The organism is Acidovorax sp. Root267 (assembly GCF_001429215.1).
GTDB lineage: Bacteria > Pseudomonadota > Gammaproteobacteria > Burkholderiales > Burkholderiaceae_C > Acidovorax > Acidovorax radicis.
The window spans coordinates 134,785-150,753 of record NZ_LMJC01000012.1 but is presented as its reverse complement, the minus strand read 5'-3'; the positions used below and the strand labels follow the sequence as shown (position 1 = coordinate 150,753).

17 protein-coding genes are annotated in these 15,969 nt (G+C 64.9%); 9 read left to right on the top strand and 8 right to left on the bottom strand.

All coding sequences use genetic code 11. The features are described 5' to 3' along the window. Position 1: 1 nt before the first annotated feature. The 6 genes from ASE39_RS10245 to ASE39_RS10220 all read left to right on the top strand — a co-directional run bounded on the left by ASE39_RS10245 (position 2) and on the right by ASE39_RS10220 (position 7,959). Positions 2–745 carry an ABC transporter ATP-binding protein gene (locus ASE39_RS10245; protein WP_057228137.1) on the top strand — a complete coding sequence of 248 codons (744 nt, stop codon included), beginning with the start codon at positions 2–4 and terminating at the stop codon, positions 743–745. Between the two features lie 71 nt (positions 746–816). After that, on the top strand, positions 817–1,542 hold the full coding sequence (pncA, locus tag ASE39_RS10240) for a bifunctional nicotinamidase/pyrazinamidase (RefSeq protein ID WP_199864265.1): 726 nt from the start codon (positions 817–819) through the stop codon (positions 1,540–1,542). 120 nt (positions 1,543–1,662) lie between these two features. Next, on the top strand, positions 1,663–2,835 hold the full coding sequence (locus tag ASE39_RS10235) for an ABC transporter substrate-binding protein (protein ID WP_198928124.1): 1,173 nt from the start codon (positions 1,663–1,665) through the stop codon (positions 2,833–2,835). Between the two features lie 17 nt (positions 2,836–2,852). Further along, the gene (locus tag ASE39_RS10230; protein ID WP_057271061.1) at positions 2,853–3,359 is read left to right on the top strand and encodes a (2Fe-2S)-binding protein; all 507 of its coding nucleotides are present in this window, start codon (positions 2,853–2,855) and stop codon (positions 3,357–3,359) included. Continuing rightward, a complete protein-coding gene (locus ASE39_RS10225) occupies positions 3,356–7,102 on the top strand; it encodes a molybdopterin cofactor-binding domain-containing protein (protein ID WP_057271060.1) in 3,747 nt (1,248 codons plus the stop codon). Before ASE39_RS10230 ends, ASE39_RS10225 begins: the two co-directional genes overlap by 4 nt. Before the next feature lie 113 nt (positions 7,103–7,215). Next, positions 7,216–7,959, top strand: coding sequence for a hypothetical protein (locus ASE39_RS10220; RefSeq protein WP_082615391.1), 744 nt, complete (start codon positions 7,216–7,218; stop codon positions 7,957–7,959). 494 nt (positions 7,960–8,453) lie between these two features. On the opposite strand, the gene ASE39_RS10215 is transcribed toward ASE39_RS10220, so the two are convergent. Both ASE39_RS10215 and ASE39_RS10210 read right to left on the bottom strand, forming a co-directional pair. Then, positions 8,454–8,999, bottom strand: coding sequence for an EVE domain-containing protein (locus ASE39_RS10215; protein WP_082615390.1), 546 nt, complete (start codon positions 8,997–8,999; stop codon positions 8,454–8,456). 112 nt (positions 9,000–9,111) lie between these two features. Beyond that, a complete protein-coding gene (locus ASE39_RS10210) occupies positions 9,112–9,732 on the bottom strand; it encodes a LysE family transporter (protein ID WP_057271059.1) in 621 nt (206 codons plus the stop codon). 101 nt (positions 9,733–9,833) lie between these two features. Here ASE39_RS10210 and ASE39_RS10205 point away from each other — a divergent pair, with 101 nt between their 5' ends. Further along, the gene (locus ASE39_RS10205; protein WP_057228147.1) at positions 9,834–10,283 is read left to right on the top strand and encodes an Lrp/AsnC family transcriptional regulator; all 450 of its coding nucleotides are present in this window, start codon (positions 9,834–9,836) and stop codon (positions 10,281–10,283) included. A gap of 61 nt (positions 10,284–10,344) precedes the next feature. Here the strand turns inward: ASE39_RS10205 and ASE39_RS10200 are convergent, their stop codons facing one another. From ASE39_RS10200 to ASE39_RS10190, 3 genes are all read right to left on the bottom strand, one after another. Continuing rightward, the gene (locus tag ASE39_RS10200) at positions 10,345–10,773 is read right to left on the bottom strand and encodes a VOC family protein (protein ID WP_057228150.1); all 429 of its coding nucleotides are present in this window, start codon (positions 10,771–10,773) and stop codon (positions 10,345–10,347) included. A 15-nt stretch (positions 10,774–10,788) separates the two neighbouring features. Further along, a complete protein-coding gene (locus tag ASE39_RS10195; RefSeq protein WP_010466874.1) occupies positions 10,789–11,166 on the bottom strand; it encodes a VOC family protein in 378 nt (125 codons plus the stop codon). A gap of 85 nt (positions 11,167–11,251) precedes the next feature. Next, a complete protein-coding gene (locus ASE39_RS10190) occupies positions 11,252–12,133 on the bottom strand; it encodes a helix-turn-helix domain-containing protein (protein ID WP_082615389.1) in 882 nt (293 codons plus the stop codon). A 103-nt stretch (positions 12,134–12,236) separates the two neighbouring features. Between ASE39_RS10190 and pobA the strand changes: the two genes are divergently transcribed. Then, positions 12,237–13,409: a 4-hydroxybenzoate 3-monooxygenase gene (gene pobA / locus ASE39_RS10185; RefSeq protein ID WP_057271057.1), complete on the top strand. Its 1,173-nt coding sequence runs from the start codon at positions 12,237–12,239 to the stop codon at positions 13,407–13,409. Positions 13,410–13,733: 324 nt separating this feature from the next. Continuing rightward, entirely contained in the window at positions 13,734–13,895 is a 162-nt protein-coding gene (locus ASE39_RS26880) for a hypothetical protein (protein ID WP_199864264.1), read from the top strand. A 329-nt stretch (positions 13,896–14,224) separates the two neighbouring features. Here the strand turns inward: ASE39_RS26880 and ASE39_RS26355 are convergent, their stop codons facing one another. From ASE39_RS26355 to ASE39_RS25800, 3 genes are all read right to left on the bottom strand, one after another. Then, entirely contained in the window at positions 14,225–14,515 is a 291-nt protein-coding gene (locus ASE39_RS26355) for a hypothetical protein (protein WP_140426742.1), read from the bottom strand. Between the two features lie 717 nt (positions 14,516–15,232). Continuing rightward, positions 15,233–15,514 carry a YciI family protein gene (locus ASE39_RS10180; RefSeq protein ID WP_225584742.1) on the bottom strand — a complete coding sequence of 94 codons (282 nt, stop codon included), beginning with the start codon at positions 15,512–15,514 and terminating at the stop codon, positions 15,233–15,235. 99 nt (positions 15,515–15,613) lie between these two features. Continuing rightward, positions 15,614–15,859 carry a hypothetical protein gene (locus ASE39_RS25800; RefSeq protein WP_082615388.1) on the bottom strand — a complete coding sequence of 82 codons (246 nt, stop codon included), beginning with the start codon at positions 15,857–15,859 and terminating at the stop codon, positions 15,614–15,616. Positions 15,860–15,969 lie beyond the last annotated feature (110 nt).

The following is a 15,969-nucleotide window of genomic DNA, read 5'->3' as shown; positions in this document are numbered from 1 at the left end:
CATGACGACCAACGAACCCAAAGAACTGCTGCTGCAGGCCAAGGGGCTGCAAGCCTGGTACGGCGCGGCGCAAATCCTGTATGACGTGGATTTGGATGTGCGCCGTGGCGAAGTCGTGGCCCTGATGGGCCGCAACGGCGCCGGCAAATCCACCACGCTCAAGACGCTGATGGGCATGCTCGCCAAGCGCAAGGGCAGCATCCAGTTCATGGGCAAGGACATCTCCAAAAGCGACCCGCACGACGCCGCGCGCCTGGGCCTGGGCTTTGTGCCTGAGGACCGCCGTGTGTTCACCGACCTCACGGTGATGGAAAACTTGGAAGTGGGCCGCCAGCCCGCGCGCCACTGGCCAGATGGCACGGCAGCGCCTGTGTGGACGCCCGAGCGCTTGTTCAAGCTCTTCCCCAATCTGGGCGAAATGCCTCAGCGCCCCGGCGGGCGCATGAGCGGCGGTGAGCAGCAGATGTTGACCGTGGCGCGCACGCTCATGGGCAATCCGTACCTGGTGCTGCTGGACGAGCCTTCCGAAGGCGTGGCGCCCGTCATCGTGGAGCAGATGGCACACATGATCCTGGAGCTGAAAGAGCAGGGCGTGAGCATTCTGCTGTCCGAGCAGAACATGCACTTTGCGGAGCTGGTGTCCGACCGCGCCTATGTGCTGGAGAAGGGGCAGATCCGCTACCAGGCCACGATGGCCGAGTTGGCCGCCAACGAGGAAGTTCGGCGGGCCTACCTCAGTGTTTGAAGACGTTCCCGGGCCTGGCCCTACCGGGCCGTGGCCAATGTGTCAGTGCGTTCCCAACCGGAGTGTTCACCATGCAAACAGCCCTGCGTCGTCGCGTTCTTCTTCAATCGGCCGCATTCACCGTGGCCGGAGCCAGTTTCCCCGCCACCTGGGCGGCGGGCAAGATCAAGCCCGGTGAGCGAGCGGCGCTCATCGTGGTCGATGTGCAGAACTGCTTCGTCCCCGGCGGAACCCTGCCGGTGGCCAAGGGCGACGAAGTGGTGCCGGTCATCAACCGCATTGCCACGGCGTTTGAAAACGTGGTGGTCACACAGGACTGGCACACCCAGGGCCACGCCTCGTTTGCCAGCACCCATGCGGGCAAGAAGCCGTTCGAGACCGCCAAGCTCAGTTACGGCCAGCAGGTGCTGTGGCCCGACCATTGTGTGCAGGGCACCGACGATGCCGCCCTGCACAAAGACCTCAAGGTGCCCCAGGCGCAGGTGATTCTGCGCAAGGGTTTTCACCAGCATGTGGACAGCTATTCGGCGTTTGAAGAGGCTGACCGCAAAACCTCCACAGGCCTGGCGGGTTACCTGAAGCAGCGTGGCATCAAGACGGTGTTTGTCACCGGCCTGGCCACCGACTTCTGCGTGGCCTGGACGGCGCTCGACGCAAAACGTCTGGGCTTCGAGACTTATGTGGTCGAAGATGCCTGCCGGGCCATTGACCTCAATGGCTCGCTGGACGTCGCCTGGAAAAACATGAAGGCCAAAGGCGTCAAGCGCATTCAGTCCAGCGACATCGATATCGCCTGATGGCGCACTGCTCTGGTGCGGCGGTACCAGGGTTTGACAGATTCACAACACCCCGCAGAAATGGTTGCACACCCGCTCCGCTTGCAGGGAAACTTGCGCCTTTGATGTAAGGAGCGTTTCATGAAATGTCGTGGGATGGATGACAGGGGCATCGACCGCCGGGTGGTGCTGACAACCCTGGCCGCCGCTGCTCTGGCAGTGGCTGGCCCGGCCGCCGCCGAGACCGGGGTGACGGACACCCGCATCAAGGTGGGGCAGTCGGCCGTTTTCACGGGGCCTGCCAAGGATTTCGGGGTGGACTACAAGGCGGGCATTGCGCTCTACTTTGACAAGGTCAACAAGACCGGTGGCGTGCAGGGGCGTTCGCTGGAACTCGTCTCCCACGACGATGCTTACGACCCCAAGAAAACCGCGGAGAACACCACACGCCTCATTGATGAAGACAAGGTTTTTGCCCTGATCGGCTATGTGGCCACGGGCAATCTGATCGCCGCCATGCCCATTGCCGAGAAGGCGGGCGTGCCCATGTTTGCGCCACTGGTGGGCACCACCTCGTTTCGCACCAACCACAACCGCTACCTGTTCCATGTGCGCGCCAGCTACGAAACGGAACTGCGCAAAATCGTGGGGCACCTGGCCACCCTTGGCATCAATAACATTGCTGTCATTTACCAGAACAGCGCGTTCGGTAAATCCAACCTCGACACCTGCCTGCAAATTGCGCAAGGGCTGAAGGTCAAGGTGGTGGAGACCGTGCCCATGGAGATTGCCGCCACCGACGCCAAAGCCCAGTCGGCGGCCCTCACCAAGGCGCAGCCCGGTGCCGTGGTGATGATCATGGCCGGCAAGATGGTGGAGGTGTTCCTGCGCGACTACCGCACCAGTGGCAGCGCTGCACCGCTATACACCATTTCGGTTGGCATCACCGACGCCCCGGGCTCGGCCCAGCGCCTGAACGGTGGCCTGGAGGGGCTGGTCACGGCCAGTATCGTCCCCTCGCCGCAGGCCAGTCGCCTGCCCATCGTGGTGGACTACCGCAAGGACCGCACTGACGCGGGCGAGAAGATCGACAGCTACACCATGCTGGAGGGCTACATCGCTGCGCGCGTGTTTGTGGAGGGCCTCAAACGCGTGGGCCGCAACCTCACGCGCGAGGGTTTCATCAAGGCCATGGAAGACATGGGCACGACCAAGATCGGCGACTTTCCGCTGCAATATGGGCCCAACAACCACAATGGCTCCAACTTCGTGGACCTGGAGATGTACACGCGCACCGGGTCGCTTCGACGCTGAGGACACCCCAAAGAGACATGCACGCGCCCGCTTCGCCTCACGCCGTGGTCGTCAATGGCCAGCCTTGTGTTCTTCCGCCGAAAACCTCGGCCGGTGCCACGCTGCTGCATGTGTTGCGCAACGACCTGGCACTCAATGGCCCCAAGTACGGCTGCGGCCTGGGGCAGTGTGGTGCCTGCACGGTACTGGTGGATGGGATTGCCGCGCGGGCCTGCGTGATCCCGGCGCAGGGCGTGGCAGGCCGCGAGGTGACCACGCTGGAAGGGCTGCCCGGGCGCTGCAGCCGCACCCAAGGACTTCACCCGGTGCAGCAGGCCTTTGTGGATGAGCAGGCCGCGCAGTGCGGCTACTGCCTCAACGGCATGGTGATGATGGCCGTGGCCTTGCTGGAGCGAAACCCCGACCCCGATGAAGCCGCCGTGCGTCGAGAGCTGTCGGGCAATCTGTGCCGCTGTGGCACCCATGTCGAAATCATCCGTGCCGTGCTGCGCGCGGCCGTGCTGATGCGCGAGGCCCAGGCATGAGCGCGACACCCGAAAACGCCCGGCCCCTGCGCGCCCACACCCCGCTCACCCGCGCCGATTTCCATGCCGCCCCGGGCGTGCTGCTGGTCGTGCGCAACCCACCGCCCGCACCGCCGCCCGTCAAGGGCCAGCCAACCCTAGTGGCGGGCAACCCGGCCGAGGGCGTGGAGATATTGATCGCCGTGTGGGACGACGGCAGCGTGACCGCGCTCAACGGCCACGTGGACCTGGGCACCGGCATCCGCACCGCGCTGGCGCAGATCGTGGCCGAAGAGCTGGACGTGGCCCTCGACAAGGTCAACATGGTGCTGGGCGACACCACGCGTGCGCCCAACCAGGGCGCTACGATTGCGAGTGCGTCCATCCAGATCCACGCCAAGCCTTTGCGTGCCGCTGCTGCGCAGGCGCGTCACTGGCTGGTGGCGCAGGCCGCAGAGCGGCTGGGTGTGAAGGTTGATGAACTTCAGGTGCGTGCGGGCGTAGTGCACTTCACAGCCGACCCATCGCGCCAGGTCGCCTATGGCCCGCTGCTCGCGGGCGCACACACCACGCTGGAACTGGCCGATGCCACGCCCACCAAGCCAGCGGCGGACTACCGCGTGGTCGGCCAGTCGGTGCCGCGCGTGGACATTCCGGCCAAGGTCAGCGGCGAGCTGGTCTTTGTGCACGACATGCGTGTGCCCGGCATGCTGCACGGCCGCGTGGTGCGCCCGCCGTATGCGGGGGCCGACCACGGCGATTTCATCGGCAACACGCTGGAATCGGTGGACCGGTCGTCCATCGCACACATCCCCGGCATCCGCGCTATGGTGGTCATCCGCGACTTCGTTGGCATCGTTGCCGAGCGCGAGGAACAGGCCGAGCAGGCCCTGCGCGAGCTGAAGGTGCAATGGAAGGACTGGCCCGGCTTCCCACGCCAGGACAGCACCGAGGCGCTGGAGCAGGCCATTCGCGCCAACCCTGCCACCCAGCGCCGCCTGGTGGACGAGGGCGATGTCGATGCCGCCCTGGCCGCTTCCGATCAGCCGATGCCGCGCACCTACGTGTGGCCGTACCAGATGCACGCCTCCATCGGCCCGTCCTGCGCGGTGGCCGAGTGGCGCAGCGGCGACAGCGCAGGCCGCCCGCGCATGACCGTGTGGGCCGGCACGCAGAACCCGCACGTGCTGCGCGCCGACCTGGCGCGTCTGATGGGGCTGGCCGATGTGGACATTGACCTGATCCGCATGGAGGCCGCAGGTTGTTATGGCCGCAATGGCGCGGATGACGTGGCCGCAGACGCCGCGCTGCTGTCGCGCGCGGTGGGCGCCCCGGTGCGGGTACAGCTCACGCGCGAGCAGGAGCATTTGTGGGAGCCCAAGGGCACGGCGCAGCTCATGCAGGTGCGCGGCGGGCTCAACGCCGATGGCTCGGTGGCGGCGTACGACTTCGAGACCTCGTACCCGTCGAACGGCGCCCCTACGCTGGCCCTGCTGCTTACGCGCACCATCGAGCCTGTGGCCCAGGCCTATGAGATGGGCGACCGCACCGCCCGCCCGCCGTACAGCTACGACAACCTGCGCGTTGCCGTGAACGATATGGCACCCATCGTGCGTGCCTCGTGGTTGCGTGGGGTGTCGGCGCTGCCCAATTCGTTTGCGCACGAATCCTATGTGGACGAATTGGCCACGGCCGCCGGGGTGGACCCAGTCGTTTTCCGCCTGCAACTGCTCAACGACCCGCGCGCAGCAGAACTGGTGCAGGCCACGGCAGAAAAAGCCGGCTGGGTGCGCCGCACCGGCCCGCTGCAGCGGGAATTGGACGGCGACTGGGTGCAGGGCCAGGGCTTTGCCTACGCGCGCTACATCCACAGCAAGTGGCCCGGCTTTGGCGCAGCCTGGGCGGCTTGGGTGGCCGATGTGGAGGTCAACAAGAAGACCGGCGAGGTGCATGTGCGCCGCGTGGTCGTGGGGCACGACGCGGGCCTGATGGTGAACCCCGCGGGCGTGGAGCAGCAGGTACATGGCAATGTGCTGCAGACCACCAGCCGGGCTCTCAAGGAGCAGGTGGCGTTCGAGCCGATCAAGCAGGCCGTGGACAACCGCGAATGGGGCAGCTACCCCATCCTGAGCTTCCGCGAAGTGCCCGTCATCGAGGTCATGCACATGCCCCGGCAGGACGAGGCGCCGCTGGGCTCGGGCGAGTCGTCCTCGGTGCCCGGCACGGCGGCGATCGCCAACGCGATCTTCGACGCCACGGGCGTGCGGTTTCGGGCGCCGCCGTTCACCCCCGAGGTGGTGCGCGCCGGGCTCAATCCCCTGCCCGGTGGGGCGGGCGACGCTGCTGCGGGTGGTAGCCAACCCGCAGAACCCGCCGAGGTGTTGCCCACATTGGAGCTGCCCGCGCCCGCCGTGCCCGCCAGCGCCACGTGGCCGCGCCAACGCAGCCCCTGGGCACGTGCACTGGCCTTGGCCGCCGGTGGCCTGGCCATGGGCGCGGCACTGCTGGGCTGGCGCCCGTCCATCGCACCCGTGGTGCAGACGGCGGGTGCCTCGGTCTACAACGCAGCCACCATCGAGCGGGGCCGGTTGCTGGCTGCTGCAGGCGACTGCGTGGTGTGCCACACCGCCCCAGGCGGCACGCCCAACACTGGGGGCCGTGCCATGGATACCCCCTTTGGCAAGGTCATCACCACCAACCTCACGCCCGACGCCGAGACCGGCATCGGCCAGTGGTCCTTCAGCGCCTTCCAGCGCGCCATGCGCGAAGGCATCTCGCGCGACGGCAAGTACCTGTACCCCGCGTTCCCTTTCACGTCGTTCGCCAAGATGAGCGACGACGACTTGACCGCGCTGTATGCCTACCTCATGGCGCAGCCTGCGGTGAGGGCCGAGGTGCCCAAGACGGAACTGGCCTTCCCCTTCAGCGTGCGCCCTTTGATGGCCGGCTGGAACGCGCTGTTCCACGACGCCACGCCTTTCAAGCCCGACCCGAATCGCCCGCCCGAATGGAACCGGGGCGCCTACCTGGTGCAGGGCGTGGGCCACTGCGGCGCCTGCCACACGCCGCGCAATGCGCTGGGGGCCGAGTTGGGAGGGGCTGCGTTCCTCTCGGGCACCATGGTGGATGGCTGGGAGGCGCCTGCGCTCACCGGCCTGTCGAAGGCGCCCGTGCCCTGGACGGCCGATGCGCTGTATGGCTACCTGCGCCGCGGCCACAGCCCGCAGCACGGCAGCGCCTCCGGCCCCATGGCACCCGTGGTGCGCGAGCTGGCCCACTTGCCCGACGAAGACATCCGCGCCATGGCAAGCTACCTGGCCTCATTCACTGCGACGGACGCGGCTACCCAGCCAGCCACACAGCCTGTGCCTGACCCCCAGCAGCGCGCCCAAGCCGCTGTGGCCCAGGCCGCTGCGCTGGCCCCTCAGCCCGGCCAGGCCCAGCGCCTGTTCGACGGCGCCTGCGCCGCCTGCCACCACGACGGCGACGGTCCGCGCCTGCTGGGCGTGAACGTGCCCCTGGCCCTCAACAGCAACCTGCACAGCGACCGGCCCGACAACCTGCTGCAGGTCATCGTGCACGGCATCCGCGAGCCCGCCACGCGCGACATCGGTTTCATGCCCGCGTTTGGCCACGCGCTCAGCGATGCGCAAATCGCCGAGTTGGCAGGCTACATGCGCCAGCGCTATGCGCCGGGCCGCCCGGCGTGGCGCGATGTGTCCGAGGCGCTGGTGCGTGTGCGGGCGGGGTCAGCGCATCCTTGATGAAATTTCAGGCCCTGGCGCAGGTTGGATAAGCGCGGGCAGCTATCAAAAACAGAGTGCGCACAAGGCGGCGTTCGGCACGACAATCGGGCCACCACGGCAGACCTGTGACCATGACTCCAGCCTTCCCTCCGCCATCGCACGGTGGCCCCCGCACCGGGCACCCGCGTGTATGCCACGCGCGCCTGGTGGCTGTGCTGGCACTGTGTTGTGTGGCGCTATCGGCCTGCGGGCCTGAATTGCAAGGGTCGCCCAAGCCGCCCAAGGCGTTTGGCCCCGTGCAGAGCAGCTGGTTCGGCTGCCCGCCCCTGCAAGGGGTTTACGCCTGGCCTCCAGTCGATGCCAGCGGCGTGCATGGCAACAGGCCGTCCAACCGCCGGTGGGAGCAGGGCGGGCTGCCCTTTTATGTCAATGGGCCCGAGATGCAGATATGGGTGCAGCAGGCGGGTGGGGAGATGACCATGCGCACGCGCACCATCAACCGCGCACGCAACATACGCTCCTCCCTTACTCGCCGATGGAGCCTGGTCACCTACGGCGGCGCGCAGACGCGTTGCACCTCCGGCATGCTCGACGTGGTTCCCCAGGACATCCCCGAGGGCAAGGATGCTGGGGGCACGGGCGTTCTCCAGGGTTTTCGCCTTGCGCTGCTGAAGGATGGTGCGCTGGCTGTGGGCACCCGCACCGTCTCCACGGGGAACAAGGGCTCTTACTTCTCATGGGGTGGCCAGTCCTACGGTACCTACGACGCGCCCGATGTTGAAACCTGGTCATGGTCCAAACTGGCCCGCACTGCCCCTGGAGACCGGGAGCCCTCGATCGTGGATGCTTACGTGCCGGGTGCCACTGCGCCGTAGAGCGTGTTTGCGCCCCCCGGGTGGCGATGTAGGGTGCGCACCAGCCACGGGGCGGCGTCTGAAAAAAGCCGCGAACTTCCCCTTTTATCGCGCTACCGCCAGTGCTGCTACCTCGGCACAGTGGCATGAGGGCTTGGTCCATGGCGGGGCAGGCCCGGGTGCTTGTAGGTCTGCGAGCCTGCAACATGCACTGTGATCCGTCGGCCTGCCTGCGCGGTGGCCGAAGACTTTCCTCCAAGGAGCAGACCATGCCTACTGGTGAACTGGAAATCCACGCGATCGTGCTGCGCATGATGCGCGAAGGCTATGCCGCCCTGAGCGCGGCCCAACGAAGAATTGTGGATGCGTTGATGGCCGTGTGTTAGCGCGGCTCACAAAACTCCCCTGGCGGCGTTGTCCCGTCTTGTTGTACTGCCTGTGTTGCCACGGCAGGTGCCAGCCCCCATGTGGCGCCTCTGCAAACCGGTCAGTGTTTGCCGCCCGGTAGCGCGCGGCTATGTCCAATGGAGCAATGTGGCGTCTGCCCCCATCGCCTGCGCGATAAGGCGCATGTCGTGGTCGCTGACGGCAAACAGCCCAAAGCGGAACTTGCCGCCCCAATGCGTGCGGTCGTCCACAAACTCAAAGTCGTCGAGCAGCGGCGCAATCGCAGCCTCCCGCGCGGGTACGTAGGCCACGTCCTTGCGAAACGGTACAAACCCGCCGCCCATGTCAAACGCATACGGATCCCCGGCCAGAACAATGCCGATGGAGACAAATGCCTGCAGCCGGTCCTTGCCACCCATGGTGACCGTGGGCGAGTAGTAGGCCACGCGGTCTCCCGGCTGGATGCGCTTGAGCGGCGCGGCCTTGCCATGGCACACCTGCATGTAGCCTGCGCCTGGCGCTGCACACCCGCGGCGAGCATGCTGGGCGCTGGCCACCGCAATCCAGTTGCGGCGCGGTGGGGCCGCGGGGGTTTCTGTCACGAAGGGGGCCAGTGCCGCGGACATGGGCTCGGCGTCCCGCCACAGGGCTTGCTGAAACAAGGCGTCGGTCATGGAAAGCTCCTTGAGGGGAAAGAAGCCGTGATGGTGCGGGTGCGCTGCTGACAGCGCAGTGTCAGTACCTTTGCAGCATTACCTCGTTGGCTGCGAGATCGTAAACACGCTCTTAGACGAGCTGTACCCATTGCCACAGCGCAAACCCGCCCAGCAGCAGTGCCGAGGCCTGGTTGATGCGCTGGCGCCAGGTCGGCGTGAAGCGCCGCCGCTGGTACGCAATCGCGCCAGTCAGCAGCAGCCACCACGCTGCCGAGCCCGCCAGAACGCCCGCCACCATCCACAGCGGGGACGGCATGGCTTGCTGGCCACCGCCCAGCGACCCAAACACCGCGATGAAAGAAACGATGGTGGCCGGGTTGGCCAGCGTCAACGCGAAGGTGCCCGCAGCCAGGCCCAGCAGGCCGCGCGCATCGCGCGCCGGTGCAGCGGTGTGGGCCGCCGGCGCATGCCAGGTGCGCCAGGCCAGCACCAGCAGCAACGCGCCGCCGCCGAGCGCGAGCGGTGTCTTGGCGCTGGCGAGCAGGTCGATCAGCCAGCGCACGCTGAAGGCGCCGATGGCGCCGTACACCGCGTCTGCGGCAGCGGCGCCCAGGCCCGTGGCCAGCCCGGCCGCCAGTCCCCGCTCCAGGGTGCGCTGCATCGTCAGCAGACCAATGGGGCCGACGGGGGCCGCGATGAGGACGCCAATGATGGCGGCTTGGAGAAACAGGGTGAGTGAGGCGAAGTCCATGCACCAATGCTAGGGCGGTGGTTTGCGATGGAGAATGCAGAAAATTAGGTATTGTTGAATTTTGATTTCGATTTTTTCCGCTTCTACCGATAAAGGCTTTTATGGAAGTCGATGACAAGGCTTGGCGGCTCATCACCGCGTTGCAGGCCGATGGGCGTATCTCCCTCAAAGACCTGGCGCACACGGTAGGGCTGTCGGTGCCCGCCACGCTGGAGCGCCTGCGGCGGCTGCAGGAGGCCGGGGTGGTGCGTGGCGTGCACGCCGACATCGACCCCGCCAAGGTCGGCTACGGCGTGCGCGCCGTGGTGGGCATCAACGTGCCGCAGCCCGGCAAGAAGGCGCTGATCGACAAGCTGCGTCAGTCAGCGCGGGTGCTGGAGTGCCACCATGTCAGTGGCAACGATTCGTATGTGCTGCAGGTGGTCGCGCGCGATTTGCCGGACCTGGAACGGTTTCTGGCGGACATCAATGGGTATGGGGAAACACGCACATCCATCGTGTTCTCCACGCCGATACCGCTGCGTGGCCTGGCCCGTCCCGAGGGCGAATAGTGCCGTGACGGGCTTGGGCCGGCGGGGGGCGACAAGCCCCAGCCTTCAGAACCTCAGAACCTCAGAACGTCACCTTGACCGACGGCGCGCTGCGCTGGGCCTCGCCGTGGAACACGGCCTCGATGTTGTTCCCGTCCGGGTCCAGCACAAACGCGGCGTAGTAGCCAGGGTGGTAGGGGCGTTCGCCGGGCGCGCCGTTGTCGGTGCCGCCATGGGCCAGCGCGGCTTGGTAGAAGGCATCCACCATCGCCCGGTCCTGCGCCTGGAAGGCCAGGTGCGTGCGGCCGGTCAGGTGGCCTTGCGCAGCGAGGCTGTCTGCTGACGACACAAACAGCTCATCCGCCCAGAAATAGCCCTCGTCCGCGCCACCCATCGGCACCTTCAGGGCCCCGAGTGCGGCTGTGTAAAACGCCTGGCTGGCCGCCAGGTCGCGCACGACGAGCTGGATGTGGTCAATCAGGCGGCCTCGGTGCAGTTCCTGTGTTTCCATGCGGTTGTCCCTTCTTCAAGAAAGTGCGTGAAGACCCACGCGGTTGCCATCCAGGTCGTGGATGTGTGCAAAAAACCCCATGCCCGGCGGCAGGGCCTGGCGGGGCAGGGCTACCTGGCCGCCCTGGGCTACGGCGCGCTCCAGCGCGGCGTCGAGCGAGGGCGAGGCATCCAAGTACACCAGTGTGCCGCTGCCCGATACCTGCGGTGCCGTAGGGCCCATCATCAGCGCGCCGCCCACGCCGTCTGCAGCGCCGTCGTAGGCAAACACGGCGCCTTCGCTCGGGCCCATGTTCTCGCGGCGCATGGGCTGGCCCAGCACGGTTTCATAAAAGGCCTGGGCGCGGTCGAGTTGGGTGGTGGGGATTTCAAACCAGGCGATGGCGTTTTTCATGGAGGCTCCTTGTGTGTGAAAGAAAGAAGCCTCGATGGTGTGCGGGGGCTACTGACAGCGGAGTGTCAGCAGCGTGTCACCGGGCTCACGTGCTGCGGACCGGGCTCGATGCTGCAACCTGCGCGCGAAAGCTGCGGGGCGACAAGCCTGCATCGCGCGTGAATGCGCGGGTGAAGTACGCCGGGTCGGCATAGCCCAGCGTGTAGGCAATGGTGGCCACGCCCAGGTGGGTGTAGGCCAGGTTGCGCCGCGCTTCGCGCATCAGGCGCGCCTCCACCAGTCGCTGGGCCGACACGCCCGTGGCAGCGCGCGCCACGCGGCTCAGGTGCGTGGGTGAAACGGCCAGCGCCCGCGCATAGTCCGCCACCTGCCAGTGCTCCAGAAAATGCGCCTCGATCAACGCCTCCAGCCGCTGCACCAGGCTGGACTCTGGTGCAGCGGTGTCGTCGGGGCTGTGGTCCTCAATGGCCCGCGCCACCCAGCCCAGCAGCGTGGCGCTCAGGCCCCGCAGCACCAGCGCACGCGCCTTGGCCCGGCCCGAGAACTCCTGCCAGACCTGGCCCATGGCCTGGTGCAGTTCAGGCGGCGCAGGCGCCACAGCGGGCCGCGCCAGGTCGCGCCGCACATCGCCCACGCGCACAAAAATTTCGTCCATCAATTCATCCGCCAGCGTGGCCACCCAGCCCTGCGTGTGCTGCGTAAAGCGGAATGCGTGCACATGCCCCTGCGGCACGTTGATGAGCGCCCCCGCAAACAGCTGGATCCGCTCGCCGTCCAGGTGCGCCACGCCCCCTCCCGAGGTGATCAGCAGCACCTGGTGCAGCCGCGTGTGCCGGTGCGGCGCCAGCTCCCAGTCGTGCAGCACCGAACGCTCGGCAATCGTCTCGCAGTGCAGCACATCGGGCAGGTGCTGCGACTCGCCAAACAGGCTGTACGAGCGAATGCCATCGATGTTCGAAAAGTGCATGTTCTGGCTCCATCCGTCCATTCAACGCGGCGACTGTGCCACGTATCTTTGGGTGGTCCGTTTGACCCATGTCATGAACGCACCAACCACACCAGGAGACACCATGAAAACCCAGGTTTGCATCATCGGCGGAGGCCCCTCGGGCCTCATGCTCTCGCAGCTCTTGCACCTCAAGGGCATCGACACCATCGTGCTCGAGCGCCAAAGCCGTGAATACGTGCTGGGCCGCATCCGCGCCGGCGTGCTGGAGCACGGCTTTGCCGCGCTCATGCGCGAGGCCCAGTGCGGCGAGCGCATGGACAAGGAAGGCGAGATCCACGACGGCTTCATCATCGCCCACGACGGCAAGATGGACCGGGTCGATTTGCACAAGTACAGCGGCGGCAGCTCGGTGGTGGTGTACGGCCAGACCGAGCTGACACGCGACCTGTACGAAGCGCGCGACCGCATGAAGGGCATCGTCATCCACAACGCCGAAGACGTGCAGCCGCACGACCTGAAAAGCGCCAACCCGTATGTCACCTACCGCAACGGCGACGAGGTGGTGCGTATCGACTGCGACTTCGTCATCGGCGCCGACGGCTTCCACGGCGTGAGCCGCAAGTCCATCCCGCGCGACGTGCTCAAGGAATACGAAAAGGTCTACCCCTTCGGCTGGCTGGGCGTGCTCTCGCGCACCAAGCCCGTCTCGCCCGAGCTGATCTATGCCAAGCACGAACGCGGCTTTGCGCTGTGCTCGCTGCGCTCGCAGGTGCTGAGCCGCTACTACATCCAGGTGCCGCTGACGGACACCGTGGAAGACTGGTCCGACGAAGCCTTCTGGGCCGAGCTCAAACGCCGCCTGCCCGCCGAGGTGGCCGCGCAGCTCATCACCGGCGCATCCATCGAAAAGTCCATCGCCCCCCTGCGCTCCTTTGTGGCCGAGCCCATGCGCTACGGCAACCTGTTCCTGGCGGGCGATGCCGCCCACATCGTGCCGCCCACCGGCGCACGGGGCCTGAACAGCGCGGCATCCGACATCTACTACCTGTATCACGCCATGGTCGCGCACTACAAGGATGGCGACAGCACCGGTCTGGACAAGTATTCCGAAAAGGCCCTGGCCCGCGTGTGGAAGGCCCAGCGCTTCTCGTGGTGGATGACGACCATGCTGCACACCTTCCCCGAGTCGCTGGCCTACGACCAGAAGCTGCAGGACACGGACCTGGCGTATCTGTTCTCGTCAGAGAAGGCGCTGGGGTCGCTCGCGGAGAACTATGTGGGGTTGCCGTTCTGAGCACTCGGCAGTAGCACGCCACAAATCAAAGGCTTGCATGGGGTTTCCTCATGCAAGCCTTTTTGTGTACCCAGATCGGCGTTGAGTGCAGGCAGTCGCGTTCGGCAGCGGTCTCCATCTGCTACGGGAAATTTATGCAGAACTGATGCTTACGCTCGCCCAGCAGGCCCGATAGCATCGCACCAAGTTTTCAGATCATTTGCCCGGCGCTGTCGATGTGAAATTCGACGACGGCTTGAACACGATGAAGCTGCTGACGCAGCGTTTTGAGGCAGTGCACTGCGCGGTAGTGAGTGCCCATCAACAGCCAGGAAAATCTCAAAGATGGATTGGGTCCCGATAGTCTTCATTGTGTTCAAGGTGCTCGTGTTCGGCACCGGCATGTTCTTCGCCATCAAGTGGCATTACGACCAAGGGAAGAAGGCGAAAGAAGATGCCAGTAAGCGGCAGGGCTTGATGGAACGGACGCCGGGCGCGTCGGAGTAGTCGCTGATTTCAGGCGACGGTCTGGGCTGTATCAGCCCAACAACGTGCGAATCGCCCCAACCCAGGGGTCCAGCCCTTCCAAAGTCATCGACTGACCGGACCACGGTACTGTGATCGGCTGGCAATCGATGGCGTGAACTGAGCCACTGCGAAAGTTAGGCAAGGCGCGCGGAGAAGCAGGTATTTGGGGTGACTGCTTCAGGCTGGTTGGGGCATACGGTGTCCGCCTCGAATGAGTACTATCGGCCAGAAGCGGTCGTAGCCCTATTGCTGACTCAGGCTGTCAGCATGTGAATCAAGTGGCGGGGCTCCGTTAAAAGACTAGCGCCTCACCCGAAAGACACTCCAAACAGTTTTCGGATAGTCGAAACGGTGACGGCAGTAACCCGATAGGTCGCATCGGCAGCCACGTGAACCACTCGGCCGCTGCTGTAGACGATGCCAACTTCATTCCAATAAATGCACTCAAGATGAGTCGGGCTGGTCCGCTGGCAATTTTTATGAAAAGACCCCTCAGCGGCGAGGTGGCGGATGTCCTTGCCTGCAAATGCGATGTTGGCGAGTGATTGATTCTCAGAGGCGGATACTGGTCGGCCGCCGGGAGATACATAGATCGACATCTGACCCGCCATGGAGCCTGGGTCGGGCTCACATCCGCACGCAACGGGTGAGGTGAATAGCAAAGGCACGAGTAGGAGCGGCAGCAAAAGCGCCGCGTATCGCATGTGCATGATTCGTCTTTCGCAATCAGGAATCGCTGCCAATGTACCGGCAAAGCAAGATAGTCCGCGAAGTCCAGAAAACTTGCTCAAGAAACACACAACATCTATTTCTAGCTCTGACCAGCGCTGAGTACCGCTGACGCCTCTGAGCCATCATTACCACTGTCGCCTTAGGGCCCGAAGCCGACGCCCGAGAACAAACTCGTGAGCGCTCAATCAACTCTGCTTGTTTGCTTCATTTCGCCGCGAAGTTGCCACTTCATAAGCACCCCATAGCGCAAGCATCAAGCCGATTAGACCGAATCCGACAGCAACCCCATGGGGGCCCAACTGCGCGTACATAAAGTCTTTGAGCCAAGCCCATTTGCCCGCGAAGGGCCTCGCGGACGGCTGGAGGTATTCTTGCCAAGCCAACAACCCCACACAGAGGCCCAATCCAATCCCTGTCCAGCCTCGTTCCCTGGCACTGAAGGGTCGCCGCAGGTGCTTGCTTACAAGATCGTTATCAACACTCATCTAGTCCTTTTCCCGGTGGTCGCTCTTGGCCGATGACAGCCATCGCATCAGCGGCAGCCAGGGCCCCAAAGCGGCCCCCGTATTGCGGCACCTGTACCACTAGGTTTGGGGCAGCTCTCGGATCTCCACCGTGCCGCCAGCCTCGTACACTGGATTGCCTGCCAAAAACTCTTTGGCGCTTTCGAGGCTGGCTGCACGCACTCGGATGAAGCCGCCCAGATCATTGTCGGTCGGTTGACCTGAATGATTTTTCCTGAGGCGCTCTCCACGCCCTATCGAGCTACCCCCATCGAATTGGCCGGTGCTGCGGAGCTTTGCAATGTACTGCGCCCAGCATTTCGAATCGTCGGCGGCTTCCGTGTCGGGAGCGTCCTGATGCATCAGAAGTATGTATTCGTTCACTCGTGATCCTCTTAGTCCGTGTCAAGCATGCTCGATATTCGGCCGCTGCTGTAGATGACTGCTTCTGGCCGCTATTGGTCATGCAGGAGATGTCGCCTCGATCCAAATGGTCTGCCCGGGGTGATGCTCTTCGATGGTGCCTAAAGCGTCATCCAGCAGAACTCGATCCCTTAACTCGTGGACAAAACGAGTGCATTTCGGCGCGGGTAACGCGGTCCATGCTGTTTCTGAAATCGCATCGGCACCACACCATACCGCGTCATCATTCCCTGCTACACGCAGCGCTTGGGAGAGGCCCTCAGAGGTGATTGCTAGGTAGATCATATGAAGATTCGAATGTGTCGCGCCGGGCTTCGCCTAAGCCCGATTCTGGCCGATAGTACCCATTTGTGACCGAGGTGCGAACGGCTGCAATTGCAGCAAAGCTGCCAATG